Here is a 26,381-nt window from a genome sequence, read left to right as displayed (position 1 = left end):
TCCTTGGAAACGCGTAAGCCTGGGAGGCCTGCACATTCCTTGTAGGAGCGGACTCATGTGGGAGCGAGCCTGCTCGCGATTGGCATCGCCTCGGCCTGACAGCTTAATCGAGGTGTCTGCATCGCGAGCAAGCTCGCTCCCACAAAGAGCCCGCTCCCACAGGGAGAGCAGGCAATAGAACCGATCAGTAGCGGTAAGCGTGCGGCTTGAACGGGCCTTCGACGGTAACGCCGATGTAGTCAGCCTGTTGCTTGGTCAGCTTGGTGACCACACCGCCGAAACCGCGGACCATTTCCAGGGCCACTTCTTCGTCGAGCTTCTTGGGCAGTACTTCCACGGTCAGGCGCTCGGCTTTCTGGGCTGGCGACAGGTCGGCGTATTTCTGGCCGAACAGGAAGATCTGGGCCAGGACCTGGTTGGCGAACGAACCGTCCATGATGCGGCTTGGGTGGCCAGTGGCGTTGCCCAGGTTCACCAGGCGGCCTTCGGCCAGCAGGATCAGGTAGTCGTCGTTCTGTGGGTCGAAGCTGCCAGTGCCGGTGCGGTGAACCTTGTGCACCTGTGGCTTCACTTCTTCCCATGCCCAGTTCTTGCGCATGAAAGCGGTGTCGATTTCATTGTCGAAGTGACCGATGTTGCAGACCACGGCGCGCTTTTTCAGGGCCTTGAGCATGTTGGCGTCGCAGACATTGACGTTGCCGGTGGTGGTCACGATCAGGTCGATCTTGCCCAGCAGCGCTTTGTCGATGCTCGCTTCGGTGCCATCGTTGATCCCGTCGATGAACGGCGAAACCAGTTCGAAACCGTCCATGCAGGCCTGCATGGCGCAGATCGGGTCGACTTCGGACACCTTGACGATCATGCCTTCCTGGCGCAGGGACTGGGACGAACCCTTGCCCACGTCACCGTAGCCGATCACCAGGGCCTGCTTGCCCGACAACAGGTGGTCGGTACCGCGCTTGATGGCGTCGTTGAGGCTGTGACGGCAGCCGTACTTGTTGTCGTTCTTGCTCTTGGTGACCGAGTCGTTGACGTTGATGGCCGGGATCTTCAGTTCGCCCTTGGCCAGCATGTCCAGCAGGCGGTGTACGCCGGTGGTGGTTTCTTCGGTCACACCGTGGACGTTTTCCAGCACGGCCGCGTATTTCTTGTGCAGCAGCTCGGTCAGGTCACCGCCGTCGTCGAGGATCATGTTGGTGTCCCATGGCTGGCCATCCTTGAGGATGGTTTGCTCCAGGCACCACTCGTACTCTTGCTCGGTTTCGCCTTTCCAGGCGAATACCGGGATACCGGCAGCGGCAATGGCGGCAGCGGCCTGGTCCTGGGTCGAGAAGATGTTGCAGGACGACCAGCGCACTTCGGCACCCAGGGCAACCAGGGTTTCGATCAGCACGGCGGTCTGGATGGTCATGTGGATGCAGCCGAGGATCTTCGCGCCCTTGAGCGGTTGCTCGCCGGCGTACTTGCGGCGCAGGCCCATCAGGGCTGGCATTTCGGATTCGGCGATGATGATTTCGCGACGGCCCCAGGCAGCCAGGGACATGTCGGCGACTTTGTAATCGGTAAAAGCGGCAGGCGTAATAACAGCGCTCATGAAGAGCCTCCATTCGTAATGTATGCGAATGGGCGCCGTTGTGCGTTTAGTGTCCGTATGGGGAGCCCCGTACGAACAACGCCCCATCCGAGCCTGACAGGTCGAGCCTGCTGCAGCGCCCCTCGGACAGGTGGCGGGAACGGTCCAAAGCGTGGACCGGTAAAGCGGGGCGATTATAACGGGCTAACCGGATCTTCCAAAAGGGTTTCTGTCGGCAAATCAAAATTGCCGATGATCGTTATAGGGGCCGCGATGTAGAGCCTGCCTGCCGGGTCTGCCATGATGCAGCCATTCATCGGCCAGGCGCTCAGGAGTGAACATGAATTTCCACACCCGCAAATGGGTCAAGCCCGAAGACCTCAACCCCAACGGCACACTGTTCGGTGGCAGCCTGTTGCGCTGGATCGACGAAGAAGCGGCGATCTACGCCATCGTCCAGCTCGGCAACCAGCGCGTGGTCACCAAGTACATTTCGGAAATCAACTTCGTCAGTGCCTCGCGCCAGGGCGACATCATCGAGCTGGGCATCACCGCCACCGAATTTGGCCGCACCTCCATCACCCTGACCTGCGAGGTGCGCAACAAAATCACCCGCAAGAGCATCCTGACCGTGGAGAAGATGGTTTTCGTCAACCTTGGTGAGGACGGTTTGCCCGCGCCTCATGGGCGGACCGAGATCAAATACGTCAAGGATCAGTTCAAGGATGATGTTGTCGAGTGAGATCGGCGGCGTCGCTATCGCGAGCAGGTCCGTTCCCACATTGATTCGGTATTGATCATGGGATTTGTGTTCACCATCAATCCCCTTGTGGGAGCGAGCCTGCTCGCGATGGCGGCTTCAAGGTCCATGAACATCAGTCCACCACTGAACAGCTCCGAACGCCACGTGTCGTAGCTACATCACGCCACCGGTTCAGGAGCTGTATGGACACCCATAAAGACGGCAAGACCCCTGATCTCTCGGCTCAGGAACAGCACGAAGTCGACCGCAACCAGCCGCCGCGGGCTGCCGTGTTGCATGAAATCATCCGCACCCAGGGCAACCAGGAACTTGAGCGCAGTATCGCTGCGCTCTGGTGGTCGGCCCTGGCGGCGGGGTTGACCATGGGCCTGTCACTGATGGCGATGGGGTTGCTCAACTCCCGGCTGCCGGACCACGAAGGCTTCAAGGTCATCGCCAGCTTCGGTTATTGCGCCGGTTTTCTCGCGGTGATCCTGGCCCGCCAGCAATTGTTCACCGAAAACACCCTGACCGCGGTGCTACCGATCATGAGCAAGCCCACCCTGGGCAATTTCGGGCGGTTGATCCGGCTCTGGGGCGTGGTGCTGGTGGGCAATCTGTGTGGCACCTTGCTGGTGGCCTACGTGATGTTGCACCTGCCGATTTTTGACCAGCGCACTGACCAGGCTTTCCTGGAGATCGGCCGCAAGGTTATGGAAAACGACACCGGCCAGATGTTTGCCAAGGGCATCATTTCCGGCTGGATGATCGCCACCATGGTCTGGATGATCCCCTCCATGGAAAGCGCCAAGATGTGGATCATCATTCTGATCACTTACCTCATGGCGCTGGGGGATTTCACTCACATCGTCGTCGGCTCGGCGGAAGTGTCCTACCTGGTGTTTGCCGGTCAGTTGTCGTGGGAGGACTTCTGGATGGTGTTTGCCGGGCCGACGTTGGCGGGCAATATCGTCGGTGGGAGTTTTATCTTCGCTTTGATCAGTCATGCGCAGATTCGTAGCGAAGTCGGCCCGCCCAAAGATAAGCCGTCAGGAGCGGCAAGGCCGCGTGGCGACTCGGAATGAATGGGAGCCTGATCGCAGGCTCCCGGCGTGGTTGGCGTTAATTGAATTGCATGTTGCGCAGGGTCTTGCGGGTTGTTGACTCCGGATCAAGCATTCCCGTGTAGCGCGACCTGTAGTTGGCGATGACCCGTTCGAGTGCTTTGTTGAACGCGATCCTCTGCGCCAGTGAATTGTTGAACCTCTTTGGATCTTGCACTTCCTGAAGGTCCCGGATTGCCCCTTCTATCAGCTTGATGTTTGCATTGGGCTGGCCGCTGCGGAAGAGTGTGGGATGCAGCACGTTTTGCACGACGTTATGGATGCGCGTGGCAATGTCCTGCTGGTGCATTTGCTCGACGGCGTGACGGGTCACCTCGGAAATGGCGCTGGTCGCGCCTTTGTCCCACTCGGCGGCGGCCTGCAGGAATTGCATGAAGTCCGGGTCATTGCCGTGATTGAGGCGTTTAGCTAGCCATTGCAGCTTGCCGGGTTGATCCGCAAGTTGGTCGAGGGCCCTGATGGCCATGTGCATTTGCGAGGTGGGTTCAAGCTTAGAAGGTGTTTCGTTGGCCGCTTGGATCGCTTCCTTCAATTGCGTCAACGCCTGTTGTGCGTGGCGCCTGAAGGCAATCACCTCGGTGCAGGCTTTGTCGTCTTCCAGTTCTGCGCTCAGCGGTTCGAAATCCTTGTCGCTCAACGCCAGCAGGGCGTCCTCGATCGAGACAAATGCAAAGGTTTGCTGCGTGGCGTAGCGCTCGTCCAGATAGCTTTGGACAACCTTGCGCAGCTCTTCCTGGAGATGATTCTTGATCTCCTCGGACATGCCGAAATTGACCGTTCCACTCAACAGGCCACGGTAATCGCCTTTTTCGGTTTTCAGCGGTACGACGACGATCTGGTCGGCAAAGCGCTTCAGTTGCTTGGCATTCCACGCGGCGCTAGCCGTATGGGGGGCCTTGAGAACGCTGTCGATCAGGGCCGAGATGCCCGTACCCCGCTGGTTTTCCTGGTCCGATTCTTCAGACTCGAACACCAGGATCAAAGACTCGCTGTCCGGGATCGGGCTCATGGAGGTCGCCGGATTATAGATGTCAGGTACCGGTGTGTTGTTCAGAATGCCGCCATCGGCAAATGCCGTGGTTTCAATACGTTTCTCATCGTTCTGTTGGAATGGCAGCCCTTGCTGGGTCGGCTTGCTGAAGACGACCGGCAGCGACGCGGAGATAAGCGCGGCCACGGCAATGTCCATATTCGGCGTGGTCTTCTCGCTGAACACCACCAATTGCGTGCCTTCCTCGAACATGGCGGTGCCGGTGATTTCCACGGTCTTGATCTGTGGGATCTCTTTGCTCAGGACTGCCAGGTCAGCGAAGGTGACGTATTGGTTCTGTCTCACATTGGCAATGGCTTGTTGCGCTTTCTCGGAGAGAGGTTCCGAGTGATCGTCGCAGCGTTGCAAAAGCGCCGCGCAGGATTCCTTCCGGATCAGATTCTCCAACGGCACTCCCTTGGAGCCCAGACGTGGCAACAGATCACACAACAACTGCGCCAGTGGAAGGCTTTTTAGACTCTCGCCCAGCTTCGACCATCCGGTCTGGATTGCTTTAACGATAGGGTGGGTGCTGTCGAGCAAGGACGTGAGGGGAATATCGTCAAGGATCTTGTCGAAACGCGCATGACCCATGCCGCTGGCGAGTACGGCGGCCGAGATGGCCCCCGCCGAGGAACCTGAAATCGTTCTGATATTGTCCATGAGACCGTTGGCTTCGAGGGCTTCGACAAGTCCGGAGTAAGCCGCCCCCTTGGCGCCACCGCCACTCAGGACCAAGTCCGTAATGGGGGGGCGATTCATGGTGACTTCGACACTACCGTCGCCATGTCGAATGATGGATATCGACCGGCCTGTCGCGCGGTCTACCAATAGGCAGTCATCTCCAGGATTCGCTGGTCTTGTGATCTGGTCTGTGCTCTCAAAAGAGCTACGGGGAGGGGGCTGTTGCGAGATTGCTAGCATTCTGGTTCGTTCCTTGTACCCGTGGGGGACCGAACTCTAAGCAAAATCCGAGGGATTATTGCGTGGCGACTCAATTGGACAAACATCCGCCGGCTGCAAACAGCACTCGGCGGATTTCAATGAAAAGCGCTCTGGAACAAGGCTTTTGGAAAGTAGGTAAAACAGCTCGCACGGATGGGGACAAAGTCTTACTGAAAGCGTCGCCTATTCGCTCACGGGCAGGGCAGATTTCTCAGCCCCTCAAACAGCGACTGCCACCGAACGACGTTGTCGGTAGATAAAGAATAAGGCAGTCAACACCGTGAGGCCTCCGACCAACGCCCCGGTCCATGGCAGATCCGCCAGATCCGCACCACTGGCCACCACCAACCCGCCAATCCACGCCCCAGCCGCGTTGCCGAGATTGAACGCGCTCTGATTCAGCGTAGAGCCGAGGTTCGGTGCTTCGTGGGCTTGGTCGATGATCAGCAATTGCAGGATCGGGCACAGGGCGAAGGCGAAGACACCCCACAGCACCAGGGTGATCGCCGCCGGAATCACCGACTGGCTGGTCTGGCTGAACGCGGCCAACACCAGCACCACGGCCAGGGCCATGCCCACCAGCGAGGGCAGCAGGCGTCGGTCGGCCAGGCGCCCACCGAGGAAACTGCCCGCCGTCAGGCCAACGCCGAACAACAGCAGCATGATGGTGATGCCATGGGGACTGACACCGGTGATGTCTTGAAGGATCGGCGCGATGTAGGTGAACACGCTGAACAGGCTGGTGGAGGCCAGCACGCTCATGCCGAGAGCGAGCAATACGTTGACTTTGCCCAGGACTTTGAACTCGCTGGCCAGGTTGGCCTTGTCCATGGGGATTTCCTTGGGCAGCCAGACCCATTGGGCGATGGCTGCGATCACCCCGATCACCGATACCGCCCAGAAGGTCGAGCGCCAGCCGGCGTATTGGCCCAAGGCCGTGCCCAACGGCACGCCCAACACGTTTGCCAGGGTCAGGCCGGTGAACATCATCGCAATGGCCTGGGCCCGTTTGTTCGGCGCCACCAACCCGGCCGCCACTACCGAGCCGATGCCAAAGAACGCCCCATGGCACAGCGCGGTGATGACTCGCGCGGCCATCAGCGTGGTGTAGTTCGGCGCCAGGGCGCAGAGGACGTTACCGAGGATGAACATCAGGGTCATGCCCAGCAGCGTCGCCTTGCGCGGCATATTGGCGGTGCCGATGGCCAGGATCGGAGCGCCGAACACCACGCCCAGGGCATAGCCGGTGATCAGCAACCCGGCCTGGGGAATGCTCACCGCCAGGTCACGGGCGACATCGGGCAACAGCCCCATGATGACGAATTCAGTCGTGCCGATGCCGAAAGCGGCGACGGCCAAAGCAAGCAAGGCGAGTGGCATGCGCAAGGTCTCTGTCTGTAGTCTTGACGCTCTGATCAGGCATACGCATGCCGACACCACCGGTTCGAGTGAACGGGGCAACAGCGAAATTATTGGAATAGGTGTATGCGCAACTGAGTGCGGCGTGGTCGCTTGCAGTATAAACGGCCGCGGATGGATGGCGAATCAATTCTCTGAATGGAATAAGGAGCGTGCCGTGATTGCAACGGCCTTGGTGTTGGTGGCGGCGCTGTTGCATGCGGCGTGGAATACGCTGATCAAGTTCAGTGGCGAGCGTTTGCTGGTGGTGGCGTGCATGGACAGTGTCGCCTTGCTGTTCGTCGCGTTGGCCTTGGGTTTCGTGGCCGTGCCGCCGTTGGAGATCTGGCCGTGGATCCTGGCCTCGGCGCTGTTCGAGCTGTTGTATCGCTATCTGCTGATCCAGGCTTATCGGGTCGGTGACCTGGGGCTGGTCTATCCGTTGATGCGCGGCCTGTCGCCGCTGGTGGTGTTGGCCCTGACATTTATTTTCGCCGGTGAAGCACTGACGATCCAGCAGATCATCGGCATTTTACTGATCCCGTTCGGCATGCTTTGCCTGTTGTGGCAGGGCGGTGGTGGCGAGCGATTGCCCTGGTCGATGTTGCCGGTGGTGGCGCTGATCGGCCTGTGCATCGGTTGCTACACCTTTATCGACGGTCACGCCTTGCGGCGTTGGTCCCATCCGCTGGATTACCTGGTCTGGCTCACGCTGCTCAGTGCCTGGCCGTACCCGTTGCTGGCGTTGGTCGGCAAGCGACCGGCGTTCTTGCTGTTTTGGCGCGAGCAATGGCGGTTGGGGTTGGCGGTCGGACTCTGCGTTTTGTTCAGCTACGCTCTGGTGCTGTGGGCCATGCAACTGGGGTCGATTGCCGAAGCAGCGGCGCTGCGGGAGATCAGTGTGATCCTGGTGGTGCTGTTCGGCATGCGCTACCTGAAAGAACCTTTTGGCCGGCCGCGGCTCTTAGCTTGCGCTTTGGTGTTGATTGGCATGCTGGTGATGAAAGCCTGACTGGCGCTCGATTCTCTCTAAAAACTCGAAAAGGAAGTGCGTATGACGGTTGCCCTGTGGTGTGTGTTGATTGCTTTTCTCCTGCCTTACCTGTGTGTCGGGATCGCCAAGGCCGGTGGGAGATACCGGTTGCAGGATAACCACGACCCCCGGGACTTTTTGGACTCGCTCGAAGGCGCTCCCCGGCGGGCATACGCCGCGCAACTGAACAGCTTCGAAATCAGCCCGTTTTTCGCCGCCGCCGTGATCGTCGCACACCTGGCCGGCAATGCCGAGCTGGTGACTATCAACGTGTTGGCGGTGTTGTTCATCACCAGTCGCCTGCTCTACATCATTTGCTACCTGGCGGACTGGGCCATCTTGCGGTCGCTGGTGTGGTTCGTGGGGGTGGGGTTGGTCTTGAGTTTCTTTTTCGTTTCGGTCTGAGCCTGGCGGTTGAGACATAGCCTCTGTGAGGTCCTATCGCGAGCAGGCTCGCTCCCACAATGGATCTAGCCGTACATAAAATATGTGTCCACTGGAGATCAGCTGTGGGAGCGAGCCTGCTCGCGATGGGGCCGGGACAATCAACACATCTCTTAGGGATTGGCGCTAACCGCGTTCGCCACCTGCGGCACCGATGGCAACGCCATGCCCTTGGGCCACAGCATCCAGATCTGCCCTTGTTGCTTCATGTCCCCGGCCAATTGCCCTGCCGCCTCGCCTGTGCCCCAGAACAGGTCCGCCCGCACTTCGCCAGCAATCGCGCCGCCAGTGTCCTGGGCGGCGACCGGCCGGTTCAAGGGACTGCCGTCGGGGCGAGTGGTGGATAGCCACAACAGGCTGCCCAGCGGAATCACCTTGCGGTCCACCGCCACGCTGTAGCCGGCGGTCAGCGGTACATTCAGCGAGCCTCGCGGGCCTTCGTTACTGTCGGGGTTGCGGTTGAAGAACACGTAGCTGGGATTGCTGCCGAGCAATTCAGGAATACGGTTCGGGTTGGCCTTGGCCCAGGCACTGATGGTGCCCATGGTCACGTCTTCTTTCTTAAGCTCACCCTGTTCGACCAGCCAGCGCCCGATGGGGCGGTAAGGGTGGCCGTTCTGGTCGGCATAACCGATGCGCAGTTGGCGACCATCATCGAGGCGAATACGTCCCGAGCCCTGGATTTGCAGGAATTGCAGGTTCATGGGGTCGGTCAGCCAGGCGATGACCGGTGCCTTGACCCCGTTGGTTTCGATGGTGGCTGCGTCGTCGTACGGCTTGAGCACCCGGCCTTCGAGGCGGCCGCGCAGGCGTTTGCCCTTGAGCTCAGGGTAGATGCTGTCCAGCGACACAATGATCATGTCGTCGGGCACACCGTAGACCGGGATGTTCGCCGTAGCGGTCTGGGTGAGGCTGCCGGGGTATACCGGTTCGTAGTAGCCGGTAATCAGGCCATTGGGGCTGTTGTCCCCCGAGCGCAGGCCGTAGACGTCCAGGTTCTGTTTCAGGAAATTGCGTACATCCGGTGCGGTTTGCGGCACCTTGGCCGCTGCTGCGCAGGTCGGGCCCCAGGTCGCATCGGTCTTGAGACGGGTGCAAGCGCTGCGCCAGGAGCTGAAACCGGCCAGCAAGTCCGCATCGGACACCGACGGCAACGCTTCCCACGGTGCGCTGACATAGGTGGCGAGGGCATGGGTCTGAGGCTCTTCGACCTTTTCGCCGCGATTACAACCGGCCAACAGTGCGATCAGCGGTAGGGTCAATGCCAGGCCTTTGTGCCAGGTCTTGATGCGGCTGTTCATGAAGATTTCCTTTGCAGTCATTCGGACGCTGTCAGGCGCTCGAACAACCCGTATTGTTGATAGGGCCATTGGTCTTTACCGATGACCCGAGGATACTAACCGCCGTTTCCTGCCCCGAGGCCAAGATGTTTGTAAAACGATTTTCCATGGCAGCGCTGGCCTGCCTGATGTTGTCCGCCTGTGGCGGCGTCGATCCCAATTCTCCCCTGGGCCAGCGCAAGGCGATCTTCAAGCAGATGCTCAAGACCAGCGAAGAGCTGGGCGGCATGTTGCGCGGCCGCGTCCCGTTCGATGGCGCACGATTTGCCGACGGCGCGGTGCAGCTGGATCAGCTGTCCCATGAGCCGTGGAAACACTTCCCGCAGGTACGCGAGCAAGACCACACCAGCGCCCGGGATGAAGTCTGGCAAAAACAGGCGCGCTTCCAGGAACTGGCGCGCAATCTTGAAGCCGCCACCGGTGAATTGGTGACCGCCAGCAAAATCCAGCCCTACAAGGCCAGTTACCTGGGGCCGGCGGTCCAGAAGGTCGAGGATGCGTGCAGTGCCTGTCATAAGGAATTTCGGGATCATTGAATAAAACAGCTGCAAGCGCAGAGCTGTGAGCTTGCCGCTTACTTATCCAACTCATCCACCGCTTCCTGCAGTTCCTTGCGGGAGGCTGCCAGCTTGTCCTTGCGTTTGTTGATCCGCTCGGCGTCGCCTTTCTTCATGGCCTTTTCCAGGTCGGCCTGACGTCGGCTGACCTCATGCTTGGCATCGAGCACCTTGTTTTCACGCTCCTTGCGCAAGGACGCATCGGTGCAGTGGGTGGTGACTTCACTCAGCGCGGTTTCCAGGCCTGCCTGCTGGTCTTGGTTGCCGCGGGACTTGGCCAGTTCGATCTGGTTGATGATGCCCTGGCGCTTGGCCGCGCAGCCGGTGAGCTCCGGGGCTTGCTCGTCCGCCATCAAGGGGGCGGCCATGGCGCTGCATAAAACCAGCAGGGCAACGGGGGACAGGAAATTCATAGCAACTCCGTAAAAAATCGCGAGCGGTCGGTACAGATGCGCTGTTGGAACGCATGCTTGCCCCTTGGGTTCAACCACGCGGGGCCTGGATTAAAAACCGTCGACCCCGGCGGTGCGTAATTCCTCACTCAAGGCCAGCACCTGCGGGTCGCGAAAAAATGCGCTCAATTGCGCGGCGCGTCCCGGTCCGATGCCGGCTTCGGCTTGCCATTGTTCGGTATTTCGCTCGGCCAGCACCTGCCACGGCCCTTCCAGCCGGGCCTCACCGACCGACGGCAGGCCCAGGGCCTTGAGCCATTGCCCGAAAGGGCGTTGCCGGGCGCTGTCCAGGCTGGCGAGCAGGCGCGCGCTACTGCGTTCGCCGAAGCCACCAATGTTAGCAAGCTCGGCGGCATCAAGGGTCAACCAATCCAGCAAACCGTGGAGTCGACCTGCAGCCAGGAGTTTTTCCCAGGTGCCGGGACCGACATGGGGCAGGGCGAGCCCGTGCTTGCCGCTGAGCCAGTTCAGGCGTGCGAGGAACTGGCTTTCACAGCCGGGCGTCGCTTGCCAGCAACTCAGGACGTGGTAGTCGTCGGCCAACGGAGCGTTGACCTCCTGGCGCTCGACACTGCGCAGTACAACGCTGTCGAGTCGCGGGATGGTCAGCCCGGCCAGGCTGATGGCCACCTGGTCGCCGGGACGGATGTCCATCTCCTCCCAGCGCTTGAGGGAACTGACACTTACCCGGCGAATCCACCGGTCGTCGAGCCGGATGCGTTCAAGCTCCAGTACGGGCGTGATGCGCCCGGTGCGACCGACCTTGAAGTGCACCTTGCGCACCTCGGCCAGGGCTTGTGCGTATGGGTATTTCCAGGCAACGGCCCAGAACGGTGCCCGAGCCTGCCAGCGTTTGGCGGGTGGCCGGCGGCTCTGGCGCAGGACGATCCCGTCACTGGCGAAAGGCAGCGGCGTACGATACCAATGGTCGCGCCAGCGCTCGGCGTCAGCGAGGGTCCGGACAGGTTGGTTGTAATCGAGGGTGTTGGCGAAGCCCAGCTCACTCAACGCGGCCATCCGCTCGGGCAGGGTATGCGGTCCGTCGGGCCAGTCCCAGACAAACAGGCCGATGTACGTCCCCTCTTGCACCGTCAGATTTGTGCGCGCCATCAGGCCCGCTATGGTCGACCGGGCATTGAGACTGCCGTTGTCGGCCTGGACATGGCTGTTGAGCCGCCAGTACAGCTCGCCCTGGACAAGCACGTCCAAAGGCTGGCGCAGCCGTTGAGGGATGCTGCTGATCTTGTGCACAGCCCAGGTCCAGTCCTGTCCTTGAATCCCGTCGCCGCGGCTGATCGCCTGATGCAGGCGGCCTCCACGATAGACCAATGTCACCGCCACGCCATCGACTTTCGGTTGGACCCAGACGTCCTCCCGGTCATGCAACCAGGCTCTCGCACCGTCGGCGTCCTTGAGTTTGTCCAGGCCGGTATGAACAACCGGGTGCGGTACTTTTCCCGCTCCCGGGCGCAAGGGGGTGGCGGGTGCTTCAAGGCCAAAGCAATTGCGCCATTGGTCCAGTTTCAAGCGGGACTGATCGTAAAGCTCGTCGGCCACCAGCGAGCGGCCGTAGCGGTGATAAGTGTCGTCCCACTCGTCGATTCGCTGTTGCAGTGCGGCGATCTCCGTCTGGGCGCGGTCGGTGGGCCAGTCGGGGCAGGGCGCCGCAATGGCGGGGCCGGTGATGAATATGAAACAGGCGATTGTGCGTGATAACGGCAGCATCGAAGCATCCTTGCTTGGTGGTGTGCTTGAAGACTAGTTGCAGTAGCTCGAGGTGCGAGTCCGAGTGCGTTACCGGATTTTGCGAGGCTTGATGGCAAAGTCGCGGCGGTACAGTGCGGCACGATTTAGCCGCGCAACTGTCCCTTGAACCCCTCAAGGGCCGGTGCAGAATGGACCTTCGTTTCGCCTCTGCCAGGAGTGTTCCGATGGACCTGACGACCCTCGCCGTTTTCATTCCGGCCTGCTTCGCGCTGAACATGGCGCCGGGGCCGAACAACCTGTTGTCCATCAGTAATGCTTCGCGCTATGGCTTCGTTCGCGCGTGTAGCGGTGGCCTCGGTCGGCTGGTGGCCTTTGCGATCATGATTGCCCTGGCCGCGGTGGGGCTCACCGCCGTGCTGCATACCTCGGAGCTGTTGTTCCTGGGGATCAAGCTTGTCGGTGCCGGTTATCTGTTCTACCTGGCCGTGCAATTGTGGCGGGCCCAACCCGAGGCTGGCAGCGAAGCGGCGGTCGCGTCGATGAGCAGGGCCGGCCTGGCGCGCCAGGAGTTCCTGGTGGCGATCGGTAATCCGAAGGCGATCCTGTTGTTCACTGCGTTCCTGCCGCAGTTCGTCGACCGTACAGGCACCGTCACCCAACAATTCGCCGTGCTGGGTGGCTTGTTCCTGGCGCTGGAGTGTATTGCCATCGGGTTGTATTGCTACATGGGGATTTACGCGCGACGGCTGTTCGCCCGGCCCAGTGGCAAGCGGCTGTTCAATCGGCTGTGTGCGGGCTTGTTGGCCAGTGCGGCTTCGTTTTTGCTGGTGGCGCGGCGATCTTGAGCTTCGGCGAGGGAATTTTGTGGGAGCAAGGCTTGCCCGCGATACAGGCGCCTCATTACCACAGGGACCGAGTTGTCCTCATCGCGGGCAAGCCTTGCTCCCACAGATAAATTCCATCGTCACAAGGCCCCGGTATGAACTTACCCTTTGAGTGGTCAAGCACCAGGCATGAAAAAGCCCCTGGCGATCAAGTCGCCAGGGGCTTTTCTTTACACGTGGGTGTTACAGGCCGGCAGCGGCGCGCAGGGCGTCGGCGCGGTCGGTTTTTTCCCAGGTGAAGGTGGTGAAGGTATCGCCATCGACCGTCTTGGTTTGTGGCGTACGACCGAAGTGACCATAGGCGGCGGTGTCCTGGTACATCGGGTGCAGCAGGTCGAGCATGGTGGTGATGGCATATGGACGCAGGTCGAACACTTCGCGGACCAGGTTGATGATCTTGTCATCGCCGATCTTGCCGGTGCCGAAGGTGTTCAGCGAGATCGACGTAGGCTGCGCCACGCCAATGGCGTAGGAAACCTGGATCTCGCAGCGCTCGGCCAGGCCGGCGGCCACGATGTTCTTGGCCACATAACGCCCGGCATAGGCCGCCGAACGGTCGACCTTCGATGGGTCCTTGCCGGAGAACGCACCGCCGCCGTGACGGGCCATGCCGCCGTAGCTGTCGACGATGATCTTGCGCCCGGTCAGGCCGCAGTCGCCCACCGGGCCGCCGATGATGAACTGGCCGGTCGGGTTGATGTGGAACTGGGTGTCCTTGGACAGCAACTCGGCAGGCAGCACGTGCTTGACGATCAGTTCCATCACGCCTTCGCGCAGGTCTTTGTAGGACACATCAGGGTTGTGCTGGGTCGACAGGACGACGGCATCGATACCGACTACCTTGCCGCCTTCGTAGCGGCAGGTCACCTGGGACTTGGCGTCCGGGCGCAGCCAAGGCAGCAGGCCGGATTTACGAGCCTCGGCCTGACGTTGAACCAACTGGTGCGAGAAGGTGATCGGGGCCGGCATCAGTACGTCGGTCTCGTTGCTGGCATAGCCGAACATCAGGCCTTGGTCGCCCGCGCCCTGGTCTTCAGGCTTGGCCCGATCGACGCCTTGGTTGATGTCGGGGGACTGCTTGCCGATGATGTTCATCACGCCGCAGGTCGCGCCGTCGAAGCCGACGTCGGAACTGTTGTAGCCAATGCCCAGGATGACGTCCCGGACGATCTGTTCCAGGTCGACCCAGGCCGAAGTGGTGACTTCGCCGGCGATGATCGCCACGCCCGTTTTCACCAGAGTCTCGCACGCCACGCGGGCGAACTTGTCTTCAGCAATAATGGCGTCCAGCACCGCATCAGAAATCTGGTCGGCGATTTTGTCCGGATGCCCTTCAGACACGGACTCGGAGGTGAAAAGGGAGTATTCGCTCATCTCGATGTTTTCCTACAAGTTACCGTTGGTGAGTGTCGCCAGTGGCCGCTGAAAGTGGCGAACCTGGATCTGGAAACCATTACGTAAGCCTATATAGAGGCTTTCCCCGGGCACGAGGCCCGCAGCGGTGGCCCAGCGGGCCAGGTCGTCCTGTTCAAACCCGAGCCAGAGATCGCCGCAGGCCTCCCTGGCCCAGCTCTGGTTGTGGCTGCATAACTCCGTCACCAACAAGCTGCCGCCCGGTTGCAGCAGGCCGGCCATGTGCCAGAGTGCGTCGGCCGGCGCGGCGAAATGATGCAGCACCATGTTCAATACCACGCAGTCGGCCTGCAGGCTCATGCCATCCAGTGCATCGGCCAGTTGCAGGCTGACATTAGCCAGGGCCTCGCGTTCGCACACCTGGCGCGCCAGTTCGAGCATGGCCGGGCTGTTGTCCAGCGCCGTCACCTGGCTGAAGCGTCGCGCCAGCTCCGGCAGAAAGGCACCATCGCCGGGGCCGACTTCGATCGCCGTGGCCGCGGGTTCGAAGCTCAGTTTGTCGAGCAGCGCCACAACGCTTTCGCGGTACTGCGGCAAGCCGGCGATCAGGTCCTGCTGGGCGCGAAATTTCTCGGCGACCCGTGCGAAGAAGTCCTGGCTGGCGGCGGCCCGTTGCCCGTGTACCTGGGCGATGCGAGCCTGCACGTCGGTCGGCAGGGTCAGCGCGTCCACTTCGTCCAGCAGCGCCGCGTGCAGCTTGCCACCCAGCAGATCGCTGTGGGGCAGGGCGCGGCGATAGAAAATGGCGTTGCCTTCCCGACGGGTCGCCACCAGGTCGGCCTGGGCCAGGACCTTGAGGTGGTGACTCATGCCGGACTGGCCGATGCCGAAGATCTGCGCCAGTTCCAGCACGCCGAACGAGTCGTTGGCCAGGGCGCGCAATACATTGAGCCGCAACGGATCGCCGCCGGCCTTGCAAAGGGCCGCTAGCTCATCGCAGTCGTCATGGCGAATGGAGGGCGCGGGTAAGTTCATGATGAGGCAGTCTGTTTCATGGTGAAGCAGTCTAGTGAGGGGTTTGGATCATCGCAAGTTCAATATCAAAAAGTTTTGATATTGCTCGATAAATGGCACTTCTCCACCCGTGCTTGACTCTACAAACCACCAGCGGAAAGGTTTCACCTGACGAATGCGACTTTATCCACCGGAAAAACGCCCAAGGATGACTATCTGTCATTGCCCCGGGGCGGGTGGGTGAGGGAAAATGCTCGCCTTTTTCAGTTTCGTTTTATTCATTCTCGATTCAATACCCGCAGGAGAACAGCGATGCCCAGCCGTCGTGAGCGTGCCAATGCCATTCGTGCCCTCAGCATGGATGCCGTGCAGAAAGCCAACAGCGGCCATCCCGGTGCCCCCATGGGTATGGCGGATATCGCCGAGGTGCTTTGGCGCGACTACCTCAAGCACAGTCCGAGCAACCCATCGTTCGCCGACCGTGACCGCTTCGTGCTGTCCAACGGCCACGGTTCGATGTTGATCTACTCGCTGCTGCACCTGACCGGCTACGACCTGTCGATCGATGACCTGAAGAACTTCCGCCAACTGCACAGCCGCACCCCGGGCCACCCGGAATACGGCTACACCCCAGGCGTGGAAACCACCACCGGCCCGCTGGGCCAGGGCCTGGCCAACGCCGTGGGCTTTGCCCTGGCCGAAAAAGTCCTGGCGGCGCAGTTCAACCGCCCAGGCCATAACGTCGTCGACCACCACACCTACGTATTCCTGGGTGATGGCTGCATGATGGAAGGCATTTCCCATGAAGTCGCCTCCCTGGCCGGCACCCTGGGCCTGGACAAGCTGATCGCCTTCTATGACGACAACGGCATCTCCATCGATGGCGAAGTCGAAGGCTGGTTCACCGACGACACCCCCAAGCGCTTCGAAGCCTACAACTGGTTGGTGATTCGCAACGTCGACGGTCACGATCCGGAAGAGATCAAGACCGCCATCGAGACGGCCCGCAAGAGCGCCCAGCCGACCCTGATCTGCTGCAAGACCACCATCGGCTTCGGTTCGCCGAACAAGCAAGGCAAGGAAGACTGCCACGGCGCGCCACTGGGCGCCGAGGAGATCGCCCTGACTCGCGCCGCGTTGAAGTGGAACCACGGTCCGTTCGAAATTCCGGCCGACATCTATGCCGAATGGGATGCCAAGGAAAAAGGTCGTGCGCTCGAAGCCGAGTGGGACCAGCGTTTTGCGGCTTACTCCGCCGAATTCCCTGAGTTGGCAAACGAACTGGTCCGTCGTCTCAGCGGCGAGCTGCCAGCCGACTTCGCCGAAAAAGCCTCGGCCTACATCGCTGAAGTCGCCGCCAAGGGCGAAACCATTGCCAGCCGTAAAGCGAGCCAGAACACCCTGAACGCCTTCGGCCCATTGCTGCCGGAACTGCTGGGCGGTTCGGCCGACCTGGCCGGCTCCAACCTGACCCTGTGGAAAGGCTGCAAAGGCGTCAGCGCCGAAGACGCCAGCGGCAACTACATGTACTACGGCGTGCGCGAGTTCGGCATGAGCGCGATCATGAACGGCGTGGCTCTCCACGGCGGCCTGGTGCCGTACGGCGCGACTTTCCTGATGTTCATGGAATATGCCCGCAACGCCGTGCGCATGTCGGCGCTGATGAAAAAACGCGTGCTCTACGTGTTCACCCACGACTCCATCGGCCTGGGCGAAGACGGCCCGACTCACCAGCCGATCGAGCAACTGGCCAGCCTGCGCTGCACGCCGAACCTGGACACCTGGCGCCCATGCGATGCGGTGGAATCGGCAGTGGCCTGGAAGTACGCCATCGAGCGTAACGACGGCCCGTCGGCGCTGATCTTCTCCCGTCAGAACCTGCAGCACCAGAACCGCGATGCCGACCAGATCGGCGACATCACCCGCGGTGGCTACGTGCTCAAGGACTGCATCGGCGAGCCAGAACTGATCCTGATCGCCACCGGTTCCGAAGTTGGCCTGGCCGTCCAGGCCTACGACAAACTGACCGCCCAGGGCCGCAACGTGCGTGTGGTCTCCATGCCTTGCACCAGCGTGTTCGATGCCCAGGATGCCGGCTACAAGCAAGCGGTGTTGCCGCTGCAGGTCAGTGCGCGGATCGCCATCGAGGCTGCTCACGCTGATTACTGGTACAAGTACGTGGGCCTGGAAGGCCGCGTGATCGGCATGACCACCTACGGCGAATCGGCGCCTGCGCCGGCGTTGTTCGAGGAGTTCGGCTTCACCCTGGAGAACATCCTGGGTCAGGCTGAAGAGCTGCTGGAAGACTAAGTCCAGGAATGCATCGCCTGTTCTGACGCCATCGCGGGCAAGCCTTGCTCCCACAGGATGTGCACGCTCCCACTGGGAAAATGCCATCCTGTGGGAGCAAGGCTTGCCCGCGATGAGTGCGGAACATCCAGCGCTGTACTCCATGGATTAACCCTGGTCAGAGAACCCCCATGCCCCAACCGCGTCCCTACAAAGTTGCACTCAACGGCTACGGCCGGATTGGTCGTTGCGTCTTGCGTGCGTTGTTCGAGCGAGGGGCCAAGGCCGGGTTCGAGATCGTGGCCATCAACGATCTGGCCGACATGGCCAGCATCGAATACCTGACACGCTTTGACTCCACCCACGGCCGGTTTCCCGGTGAAGTGCGGGTCGAGGGCGATTGTCTGCATATTAATGGCGACTGCGTGAAAGTCCTGCGCAGTGCCACCCCCGAAGGCATCGACTGGGCGTCCCTGGACGTCGACCTGGTGCTCGAATGCTCCGGTGCCTACCACACCCGCGAAGACGGCCAGCGTTTCCTCGCGGCCGGTGCGCCACGGGTGTTGTTCTCCCAGCCGATGGCCAGTGAAGCAGATGTGGACGCGACCATCGTCTACGGTGTGAACCAGGATTGCCTGAGCGGCGACGAGCTGTTGGTGTCCAACGCGTCCTGCACCACCAACTGCGGCGTGCCGCTGTTGCGCCTGCTGGACCAGGCAATCGGCCTGGAATACGTGTCGATCACCACCATCCACTCGGCGATGAACGACCAGCCGGTGATCGACGCCTATCACCACGAGGACCTGCGTCGCACTCGTTCTGCGTTCCAGTCGGTGATTCCGGTGTCCACTGGTCTGGCGCGCGGCATTGAACGGCTGTTGCCGGAACTTGCCGGGCGAATTCAGGCCAAAGCCGTGCGGGTGCCGACGGTCAACGTGTCCTGCCTCGATATCACGATGCAGACCGTGAGCGATACCGACGCCACCGAGGTCAACCGGATCCTGCGCGAAGCCGCCACCAGCGGCCCGCTCAAAGGCCTTCTGGCCTACACCGAGTTGCCTCACGCCAGTTGTGATTTTAACCATGACCCGCATTCGGCCATCGTCGATGCCAGCCAGACCCGTGTTTCCGGGCCAAGGCTTGTGAACATCCTGGCCTGGTTCGACAACGAATGGGGGTTTGCCAACCGAATGCTGGACGTTGCCGAGCATTACCTGCAAACCGCTTCTAAAAAACCTGCTCTCTAAACAGTTACCCAGGAATTGCGACCCATGACCGTGTTGAAGATGTCCGACCTCGATCTGCAAGGTAAGCGCGTACTGATCCGCGAAGACCTCAACGTCCCCGTCAAGGACGGTGTCGTCACCAGCGACGCGCGTATCCTGGCTTCGCTGCCGACCATCAAGCTGGCCCTGGAAAAAGGCGCGGCCGTGATGGTCTGCTCCCACCTGGGCCGTCCGACCGAAGGCGAGTTCTCGGCGGAAAACAGCCTCAAGCCGGTAGCCGATTACCTCAGCCGTGCCTTGGGCCGTGACGTGCCACTGGTCGCTGACTACCTGGGTGGTGTGGACGTGAAGCCCGGCGATGTCGTGCTGTTCGAAAACGTGCGCTTCAACAAGGGCGAGAAAAAGAACGCCGACGAACTGGCCCAGCAATACGCTGCCCTGTGCGACGTGTTCGTGATGGACGCGTTCGGCACCGCCCACCGCGCCGAGGGCTCGACCCATGGCGTGGCGAAGTTCGCCAAAGTCGCCGCTGCCGGCCCGCTGCTGGCCGCCGAACTGGAAGCACTGGGCAAGGCCTTGGGCTCGCCGGCCCAGCCGATGGCCGCCATTGTTGCCGGCTCCAAGGTCTCCACCAAACTGGACGTGCTCAACAGCCTGAGCCAGGTCTGCAACCAGTTGATCGTCGGTGGCGGCATCGCCAACACGTTCCTCGCCGCTGCCGGTCACCCGGTCGGCAAATCCCTGTACGAGCCGGACCTGCTGGACACCGCCCGGGAAATTGCCGCCAAGGTCAGCGTGCCATTGCCAGTGGACGTGGTCGTGGCCAAGGAATTCGCCGAAAGCGCCACCGCCACCGTCAAGCTGATCGCTGACGTGGCCGAGGACGACATGATCCTCGACATCGGCCCGCAAACCGCGGCCAACTTCGCCGAACTGCTGAAATCCTCCCAGACGATCCTGTGGAACGGTCCGGTCGGTGTGTTCGAGTTCGACCAATTCGGCAACGGCACCAAGGTGCTGGCCCAGGCCATCGCCGAAAGCGCTGCGTTCTCCATCGCCGGTGGCGGCGACACCCTGGCGGCCATCGACAAATATGGCGTGGCCGAACAGATCTCCTACATTTCTACCGGTGGCGGTGCTTTTCTCGAATTCGTCGAGGGCAAAGTGCTGCCTGCCGTGGAAGTCCTGGAAAGCCGGGCCAAGGCCTGACGCTGCGTTGACCAGGCAAAGGAGTGTTCTGATGGTCAAGACGTTCACGTTGCTGTTGGCCGCGACGATGTTGGTGGCCTGTTCGAGCAGCCCAAAGGCAACGGCCCCGGAAACCGGGACGCCGGCGCCTGAAGAGGGCTGCTACCAGGCCGACTGGCAGGCCGAGACCAACCCGGTGCTGAACAAGCGTTCCGGACCGGATGGCCTGGACAAATACGAGACGCAAACCCCGGTCAAGGAACATGGTTGTCCTTGACGGGTCTGACTCTTAACTCAGGGCTGGCGGCGTGTGCCGTCAGTCGAGGAACACGGATGAAAGGCTTGATCGCCGTCGTGGCGTTGGCATTGCTGGGTGGTTGTGCGCAGTTGGACTTCTTGCACACCGCCGAACCTGTTGAAGGTTGGACGACCTGGACCTGTGACAGCGAGGCCAAGGTGCTTTGGCGCTACGCCGATGCGGCCCGCAAGGAAGTCGACGTACGCCTGGGCGGTGCCGATAAGGTTTATCGCCTCAAGCTTGAGCCGGGAGCCGAAGGTTCGCTGTACAGCGATGACATGCTGGCGTTTCACGTCAAGGGTGAGGAAGGCCTGGTGTACTGGGTTGCCACCAATGACTTGATTGGGCGTGGCTGTAAGGCTGACTGATTCAATAGATAGCCAATGTGGGAGCGAGCCTGCTCGCGATAGCGATGTATCAGGCGCCAGAGATGTTGACTGTTAGGCCCTCATCGCGAGCAGGCTCGCTCCCACAGGGGCCTCTATAGTTTCGAGATTTTGTTTCACCGAACACGCAGACCGGGGTCACCCCCGATCCGCAATGACTTGAATAGCCGCCGCCGCTCCGGCAGGCTGGCACGATTAACGACCCTCGACCGGGAGAGAGACACAATGGCACTTATCAGCATGCGTCAGATGCTGGACCACGCAGCCGAGTTCGGCTACGGCGTTCCAGCCTTTAACGTCAACAACCTTGAGCAGATGCGCGCCATCATGGAAGCCGCTGACAAGACTGACTCTCCGGTGATCGTCCAGGCTTCGGCCGGTGCCCGCAAATACGCCGGTGCGCCGTTCCTGCGTCACCTGATCCTGGCGGCGATCGAAGAATTCCCGCACATCCCGGTGTGCATGCACCAGGACCACGGCACCAGCCCTGACGTCTGCCAGCGCTCCATTCAACTGGGCTTCAGCTCGGTGATGATGGACGGTTCCCTTGGCGAAGACGGCAAGACCCCGACCGACTACGAGTACAACGTACGCGTCACCCAGCAGACCGTCGCCATGGCCCACGCCTGCGGCGTTTCGGTAGAGGGTGAGCTGGGTTGCCTGGGCTCGCTGGAAACCGGCATGGCCGGTGAAGAAGATGGCATCGGCGCCGAAGGCGTGCTGGATCACAGTCAGATGCTGACCGACCCGGAAGAAGCCGCGGACTTCGTCAAGAAGACCCAGGTCGACGCCCTGGCCATCGCCATCGGCACCAGTCATGGCGCCTACAAGTTCACCAAGCCACCTACCGGCGACGTGCTGGCCATCGACCGCATCAAGGAAATCCACAAGCGCATCCCCAACACCCACCTGGTGATGCACGGTTCTTCCTCGGTTCCGCAGGAGTGGCTGGCGATCATCAACCAGTACGGCGGCGACATCAAAGAAACCTACGGCGTGCCGGTTGAAGAAATCGTCGAAGGCATCAAGTACGGCGTGCGCAAGGTCAACATCGATACCGATTTGCGCCTGGCGTCCACCGGTGCCATGCGTCGTTTGATGGCGACCAACCCGAGCGAATTCGATCCGCGTAAGTTCTTCGGCGCGACCGTGACGGCCATGCGCGACGTGTGCATCGCGCGTTACGAAGCGTTCGGCACTGCCGGCAACGCCTCCAAGATCAAGCCGATCTCGTTGGAAGCGATGTATCAGCGGTATCTGAAAGGTGAGTTGAACGCTAAGGTTAACTAAGCTTTCGCGTTATTAAAGAACCCGCAGTGATGCGGGTTTTTTATTTTTTGGGCTTCAGGGTTTTGTGTGTATATCCGTTTCTTTGGTAACGGCTACTTATGGTTCCGCTCTTACAGCGGCTCACTTTTGAGAAGCGCAAAAGTAAGCAAAACGCTTTATGCCCCACCACTCGGTGCCTCGCCTAGGCTCGGCATGCCCTCACTCCGGCATTGGTCCGTGGGCCCGCCGCGAAGGGCCATCCATGGCCCAATGCCTGCGTTCAGCCATCGTGGTTAACGGGGCGCCAAAATCTACGTCCACCGCGAGGCGGCCTTATAGCCGACCTGTTTCTTGGTGGGACTGCGTTTCTCCTGTGGGAGCGGGCTTGCTCGCGAAAGCGGTGGGCCTGCTTGCATCAATGCTGAATGTACCGCAGCCTTCGCGAGCAAGCTTTGCTCCCACAGGTCCAGCTCAAACAAGTCTGATGGGTGTACCCCCCCCCCGCAAGAGCCAGGCCGGCTATCAGGCCGCCTCGCGGCGGCCCACGGAGCAATGCCGGAGTGAGGGCATGCCGAGCCTAGGCGAGGCACCGAGTGGTGGGGCAGGAGCGCTTTGATTACTTTCGACTGGGCCGGCTTCCGGGCTTTTCGAAAGTGACCCGCTGTAAGAGCGGAATCATAAGTGGCCGTTACCGCAGCAATGGATATACACACGGTATTGCTATTCCCCTTCAAGCCCGCGCTGTTCAATGACGCCAAACACATCGGTGACATCCTGGACCAGGATCCGAGCCACATTGGTAAGGGTGTTGAAGTCGCTGGCGGCCGAGTCTCGCAGGCTGGCGCAGGCCATGAGCGTCAAGTAATCGAGGGTGGCATGCAGGCGCTCGCTGGCACAGGCGTGAAGCTCTGTTAGCGGGACGGTTTTGTCGATGAACAGGACAGGTTGGGTGGTGGCGATCGGGGTGAGAGGGGTGAAGCGACTAAGCGATTGTTCGGCTTTCATGACAAACCTCTAACTCAAGAAAAAGTATTTGCCACTGTTTGCTGCGAAACAAATGGGTGGCAGCCATGTGCGGGTTCGCAGACCGAGGAGTTAGCACCCGGCAGACCCGAAGATCTCCCACACACAGCCGCCATAAAAAGCCGAACGTAGGCAGGATGCCCCTACGCCGATTTTTGACGGTCGTGATTCTAACTCACTGGGGCTGCGAAACCCTTGCCCACCGACCAAAGCCAGCAGACCCACCGAACTATAGAGGAGATTCTCGAAGCCAAAATCGACCTGTAGGACGCACCGGGCTCTTGTGGCGAGGAAGCTAGTCCCCGCTCTGGAGCGCAGCCGCCGCAAAACCGGCGCATGCGGTAGGTCTGACGAAAGGAGAGGGCTGCTGCGCAGCCCAGCGGGGATAAATCCCCTCGCCACAAGGGGATGTTTCCTACGAGATTTTCGGAAGCACTTTTTAAGTGTTGTGATCGATATCCAGCTTGCTGAACGTCACTTTCCCACCTTCGCTGGTATAGCCGCTGTTGTCCTGCACATACACCCCAGCCTTGAAGTACAACGGCTTGACCTTCCATTTGGCGCTGACGGTGGTGTACCAGCTACGACCCGCCGCAGTGATGCCCAGGTCGCCGGTACGGTCGAGGTGGAGCCGATAATTGAAGGCCTGATTAAGTTTCACACCGTTGGCGACGGTAATGACCCGACCTTCGTCATCATCGGGGCGCATGCGCACTTTGGCGACGATGTCCCCGGTGTTGCTGGCATCCTTGTATTGGTACTCCAGCTTCACCATGGGCTTGCTGCTGTCCTTGGCATGAATCTGACCGATAACGATCTTGCCGCTGCTGGGGACTTGGTTGACCACCAGGGTCGCGCTCAATTTATTGTCGGCATCGGGATACAACCAATTGCGCAAGGTGCCGTCTTTATAAGTCTCTCGTAATTCGCTGCGCGGATAAATCGCGTTTTCAGTCTTGGTGCCGGTGACCGGTGACCAGAAATACACCGTGCTGCCTTCTGAGTTGAAATATTTATCCTTGAACCCATCCACCAGCCGAGGCGTTTCAATGGTTTTCGGCGGGCTGCCCTCGGGGATGCTCAAGTTCCAGGTTGCAAGATCGACCATGCTCGGATCCTTTCTGTACATAAGAAATGATTTACGCCACAGCCGAAGGCTCTAGGACGCGCTTTCGCTGGCGCCAGGAGGAAGCGGGATCGAACGTTTTCCACGTGGGTCCGGCGGAGGGTTGACGTCAGCAGACCGTCAGAGTGGCGTTTGCCGGTTTGGTGCCCGAGACAAGTGACCGTTAGTCGGTTAAAGCGGAATTTTTTTGAACGATGGCGATATGGCACCGCACACACGGCCTGTGTTCGATGGCGCTTGAGGCGCGAATATCCAAGGGTGAGGGAGGGCACAGGCAGCATCCGTGCTGCCATGGCGCCAGGAAAAGCGATCAGATGTTGTGGTCGATATCCAGCTGGCTGAACGTCACCTTTCCGCCTTCGGTGGTGTAGCCGGTGTTGTCCTGCACGTACACGCCCGCCTTGAAATACAGCGGTTTGACCTTCCAGGACGGGTCGATAGTGGTTCTCCAGTTGTAACCCGCCGCACTGATGCCCAGCGCGCCCTTCGGGCTGAGGTGGATCATGTAGGTAAAGCTGCGGTCGAGCTTCACGCCGGTGGCGATGGTGATGACCTGGCCCGTTTCGTCATCAGGACGCATGCGTACCTTGGCGACGATATTTCCGGTGGAGCTGTAGGCCTTGTATTGGTACTCCAGTTTCACCATCGGGCTGGTGCTGTCTTTGGTGTGGATCTGACCGATCACGATCTTGCCGCTACTGGGCACCTGGTTGACGGTGACGGCGGCACGCAGGATGTTGTCCGCCGCCGGATACAGCCAGTTGCGCAGGGTGCCGTCGCTGTAGGTTTCCCGCAGTTCGCTGCGCGGATAAATCGCGTTTGCAGTCTTGGTGCCGGTCACCGGCGCCCAGAAGAACAGCGTGCCGGTGTCGGAATGGAAATATTCGTCCTTGAAGCCTTGCGCCAGCCGCGGCGTTTCGATGGTCATTGCCGGGCTGCCTTCGGGGATGCTCAAGTTCCAGGTGTTGAGATCAATCATGGTCGGATCCTGCGTAACGGGCGTAAAAGTGCTGAGGACCAAAGCGGGAGGCTCTACTCCAAGCATTTGGGGTGTGTTGATCACGCAGGAAGGAGATTTTTGAATGACCATCCGGCGGATGTTTGACGTCAATTGTTCGTCGAATAGGTCATTTGCAGCATCTGTGCCTGGATAGGCAACCGTTAGTCGGCAGTTTCAAGCTCGCACTGAACGATTTCGAATTGATAGGGTCGCGTGGGCGGGCAGCATTGCGTTGCTGCCCTTGCGCCCCGCAAAGCGTCTAGAGGTGATCGATATCCAGCAGGCTGAACGTCACGGTCCCGCCTTCGGTGGGATAACCGGTGTTGTCCTGCACGTACACGCCCGCCTTGAAGTACAGCGGCTTGTCGCTCCAAGTGGAACTGATGGGGGAGCTCCACTGGTAACCCGCACCATTGATGGTCAGGACGCCGGCGGGGCTGAGATGGATCAGGTAAGAGAAGGACTGGTTGAGCTTTATGCCCGTGGCGATGGTGATGACCTGACCCGATTCGTCGTCGGGGCGCATGCGCACCTTGGCGACAATGTTGCCGGTGGAGCTGTAGGTCTTGTATTGGTATTCCAGCTTCACCAGGGGGCTGGTGCTGTCCTTGGTATGGATCTGACCAATGACGACCTTGCCGGAGCTGGGCACCTGGCTGACGGCCAGGGTGGCAGCCAGCTTGTTGTCCGCCGCCGAGTACAGCCAATTGCGCAAGGTACCGTTGCTGTAGGTTTCACGAAGTTCACTGCGCGGATAAATAGCATTGGCGGTCGTGGCGCCGGTTACCGGTGCCCAGAAAAACACCGTGCCGGAGTCGGCATGGAAATACTGGTTCTGGAACCCTTGCACCAGTTGAGAGGTTTCGATGGTCGTCGGTGGGCTACCTTCGGGGATGCTCAGGTTCCAGGTGGCGAGATCAATCATGATCGGATCCTACGTAACGGGAGTGAAAATGCTGAACGCCCAACGAGAGGCTCTA

At 60.4% G+C, this 26,381-nt stretch carries 23 protein-coding genes, 1 pseudogene and 1 riboswitch; of the genes and pseudogenes, 12 read left to right on the top strand and 12 right to left on the bottom strand.

Annotated features, from left to right (window positions below):
* Nucleotides 1–184: 184 nt before the first annotated feature.
* Nucleotides 185–1,594, bottom strand: coding sequence for an adenosylhomocysteinase (gene ahcY / locus PBDP_RS27780; RefSeq protein ID WP_109755094.1), 1,410 nt, complete (start codon nucleotides 1,592–1,594; stop codon nucleotides 185–187).
* A gap of 23 nt (nucleotides 1,595–1,617) precedes the next feature.
* A riboswitch (S-adenosyl-L-homocysteine riboswitch) is annotated at nucleotides 1,618–1,724 on the bottom strand.
* Between the two features lie 189 nt (nucleotides 1,725–1,913).
* Here ahcY and PBDP_RS27775 point away from each other — a divergent pair.
* A complete protein-coding gene (locus PBDP_RS27775; RefSeq protein WP_072346269.1) occupies nucleotides 1,914–2,315 on the top strand; it encodes an acyl-CoA thioesterase in 402 nt (133 codons plus the stop codon).
* Between the two features lie 203 nt (nucleotides 2,316–2,518).
* Complete coding sequence (locus tag PBDP_RS27770; RefSeq protein WP_109755093.1) at nucleotides 2,519–3,400, top strand: formate/nitrite transporter family protein; 882 nt, start codon at nucleotides 2,519–2,521, stop codon at nucleotides 3,398–3,400.
* 37 nt (nucleotides 3,401–3,437) lie between these two features.
* On the opposite strand, the gene PBDP_RS27765 is transcribed toward PBDP_RS27770, so the two are convergent.
* Both PBDP_RS27765 and PBDP_RS27760 read right to left on the bottom strand, forming a co-directional pair.
* A complete protein-coding gene (locus tag PBDP_RS27765; protein ID WP_212801565.1) occupies nucleotides 3,438–5,231 on the bottom strand; it encodes a patatin-like phospholipase family protein in 1,794 nt (597 codons plus the stop codon).
* A gap of 402 nt (nucleotides 5,232–5,633) precedes the next feature.
* Nucleotides 5,634–6,794 carry an MFS transporter gene (locus PBDP_RS27760; RefSeq protein WP_109755091.1) on the bottom strand — a complete coding sequence of 387 codons (1,161 nt, stop codon included), beginning with the start codon at nucleotides 6,792–6,794 and terminating at the stop codon, nucleotides 5,634–5,636.
* Nucleotides 6,795–6,990: 196 nt separating this feature from the next.
* On the opposite strand from PBDP_RS27760, the gene PBDP_RS27755 reads away from it, so the two are divergent.
* Both PBDP_RS27755 and PBDP_RS27750 read left to right on the top strand, forming a co-directional pair.
* The gene (locus tag PBDP_RS27755; RefSeq protein WP_109755090.1) at nucleotides 6,991–7,824 is read left to right on the top strand and encodes an EamA family transporter; all 834 of its coding nucleotides are present in this window, start codon (nucleotides 6,991–6,993) and stop codon (nucleotides 7,822–7,824) included.
* Between the two features lie 42 nt (nucleotides 7,825–7,866).
* A complete protein-coding gene (locus PBDP_RS27750; protein WP_109755089.1) occupies nucleotides 7,867–8,250 on the top strand; it encodes an MAPEG family protein in 384 nt (127 codons plus the stop codon).
* A gap of 152 nt (nucleotides 8,251–8,402) precedes the next feature.
* On the opposite strand, the gene mltA is transcribed toward PBDP_RS27750, so the two are convergent.
* A complete protein-coding gene (gene mltA / locus PBDP_RS27745; RefSeq protein WP_109755088.1) occupies nucleotides 8,403–9,590 on the bottom strand; it encodes a murein transglycosylase A in 1,188 nt (395 codons plus the stop codon).
* Between the two features lie 125 nt (nucleotides 9,591–9,715).
* Here mltA and PBDP_RS27740 point away from each other — a divergent pair, with 125 nt between their 5' ends.
* Nucleotides 9,716–10,165, top strand: a complete 450-nt coding sequence (locus PBDP_RS27740) for a c-type cytochrome (RefSeq protein ID WP_109755087.1) — start codon at nucleotides 9,716–9,718, stop codon at nucleotides 10,163–10,165.
* Between the two features lie 38 nt (nucleotides 10,166–10,203).
* Here the strand turns inward: PBDP_RS27740 and PBDP_RS27735 are convergent, their stop codons facing one another.
* Nucleotides 10,204–10,599 (bottom strand): DUF1090 domain-containing protein, encoded by a 396-nt coding sequence (locus PBDP_RS27735; RefSeq protein WP_109755086.1) that lies wholly within the window; start codon nucleotides 10,597–10,599, stop codon nucleotides 10,204–10,206.
* 90 nt (nucleotides 10,600–10,689) lie between these two features.
* Nucleotides 10,690–12,363 carry an NAD-dependent DNA ligase LigB gene (gene ligB / locus PBDP_RS27730; RefSeq protein ID WP_212801564.1) on the bottom strand — a complete coding sequence of 558 codons (1,674 nt, stop codon included), beginning with the start codon at nucleotides 12,361–12,363 and terminating at the stop codon, nucleotides 10,690–10,692.
* A gap of 206 nt (nucleotides 12,364–12,569) precedes the next feature.
* On the opposite strand from ligB, the gene PBDP_RS27725 reads away from it, so the two are divergent.
* Nucleotides 12,570–13,190, top strand: coding sequence for a LysE family translocator (locus PBDP_RS27725; protein WP_109755084.1), 621 nt, complete (start codon nucleotides 12,570–12,572; stop codon nucleotides 13,188–13,190).
* 222 nt (nucleotides 13,191–13,412) lie between these two features.
* Here PBDP_RS27725 and metK read toward each other — a convergent pair whose 3' ends face one another.
* Nucleotides 13,413–14,603 carry a methionine adenosyltransferase gene (gene metK / locus PBDP_RS27720; protein WP_116833643.1) on the bottom strand — a complete coding sequence of 397 codons (1,191 nt, stop codon included), beginning with the start codon at nucleotides 14,601–14,603 and terminating at the stop codon, nucleotides 13,413–13,415.
* Between the two features lie 19 nt (nucleotides 14,604–14,622).
* Nucleotides 14,623–15,617, bottom strand: a pseudogene (locus tag PBDP_RS27715) (ArsR/SmtB family transcription factor).
* Nucleotides 15,618–15,908: 291 nt separating this feature from the next.
* Here PBDP_RS27715 and tkt point away from each other — a divergent pair.
* From tkt to fba, 6 genes are all read left to right on the top strand, one after another.
* On the top strand, nucleotides 15,909–17,906 hold the full coding sequence (gene tkt, locus PBDP_RS27710) for a transketolase (RefSeq protein ID WP_109755082.1): 1,998 nt from the start codon (nucleotides 15,909–15,911) through the stop codon (nucleotides 17,904–17,906).
* A gap of 170 nt (nucleotides 17,907–18,076) precedes the next feature.
* Entirely contained in the window at nucleotides 18,077–19,132 is a 1,056-nt protein-coding gene (gene epd / locus PBDP_RS27705; RefSeq protein ID WP_109755081.1) for an erythrose-4-phosphate dehydrogenase, read from the top strand.
* Between the two features lie 24 nt (nucleotides 19,133–19,156).
* Nucleotides 19,157–20,320 carry a phosphoglycerate kinase gene (locus tag PBDP_RS27700; protein ID WP_109755080.1) on the top strand — a complete coding sequence of 388 codons (1,164 nt, stop codon included), beginning with the start codon at nucleotides 19,157–19,159 and terminating at the stop codon, nucleotides 20,318–20,320.
* Between the two features lie 31 nt (nucleotides 20,321–20,351).
* Nucleotides 20,352–20,576: a hypothetical protein gene (locus PBDP_RS27695; RefSeq protein WP_109755079.1), complete on the top strand. Its 225-nt coding sequence runs from the start codon at nucleotides 20,352–20,354 to the stop codon at nucleotides 20,574–20,576.
* 56 nt (nucleotides 20,577–20,632) lie between these two features.
* Nucleotides 20,633–20,965, top strand: a complete 333-nt coding sequence (locus tag PBDP_RS27690) for an MliC family protein (protein ID WP_109755078.1) — start codon at nucleotides 20,633–20,635, stop codon at nucleotides 20,963–20,965.
* 243 nt (nucleotides 20,966–21,208) lie between these two features.
* Nucleotides 21,209–22,273 (top strand): class II fructose-bisphosphate aldolase, encoded by a 1,065-nt coding sequence (fba, locus tag PBDP_RS27685; protein ID WP_003177554.1) that lies wholly within the window; start codon nucleotides 21,209–21,211, stop codon nucleotides 22,271–22,273.
* A gap of 699 nt (nucleotides 22,274–22,972) precedes the next feature.
* Here fba and PBDP_RS27680 read toward each other — a convergent pair.
* The 4 genes from PBDP_RS27680 to PBDP_RS27665 all read right to left on the bottom strand — a co-directional run bounded on the left by PBDP_RS27680 (nucleotide 22,973) and on the right by PBDP_RS27665 (nucleotide 26,326).
* Entirely contained in the window at nucleotides 22,973–23,257 is a 285-nt protein-coding gene (locus PBDP_RS27680) for a fructose-bisphosphate aldolase (protein WP_176688985.1), read from the bottom strand.
* 457 nt (nucleotides 23,258–23,714) lie between these two features.
* Nucleotides 23,715–24,383, bottom strand: a complete 669-nt coding sequence (locus PBDP_RS27675; RefSeq protein WP_109755074.1) for a polysaccharide lyase family 7 protein — start codon at nucleotides 24,381–24,383, stop codon at nucleotides 23,715–23,717.
* A gap of 328 nt (nucleotides 24,384–24,711) precedes the next feature.
* A complete protein-coding gene (locus PBDP_RS27670; protein WP_109755073.1) occupies nucleotides 24,712–25,380 on the bottom strand; it encodes a polysaccharide lyase family 7 protein in 669 nt (222 codons plus the stop codon).
* Nucleotides 25,381–25,660: 280 nt separating this feature from the next.
* Entirely contained in the window at nucleotides 25,661–26,326 is a 666-nt protein-coding gene (locus PBDP_RS27665; RefSeq protein ID WP_109755072.1) for a polysaccharide lyase family 7 protein, read from the bottom strand.
* Nucleotides 26,327–26,381: the final 55 nt, after the last annotated feature.

Origin of the sequence: Pseudomonas sp. St290 (genome assembly GCF_018325805.1) — a bacterium.
Lineage (GTDB): Bacteria > Pseudomonadota > Gammaproteobacteria > Pseudomonadales > Pseudomonadaceae > Aquipseudomonas > Aquipseudomonas bijieensis.
Note: the sequence above shows the minus strand (reverse complement) of the source record. Positions and strands in the feature narration are given on the sequence as shown.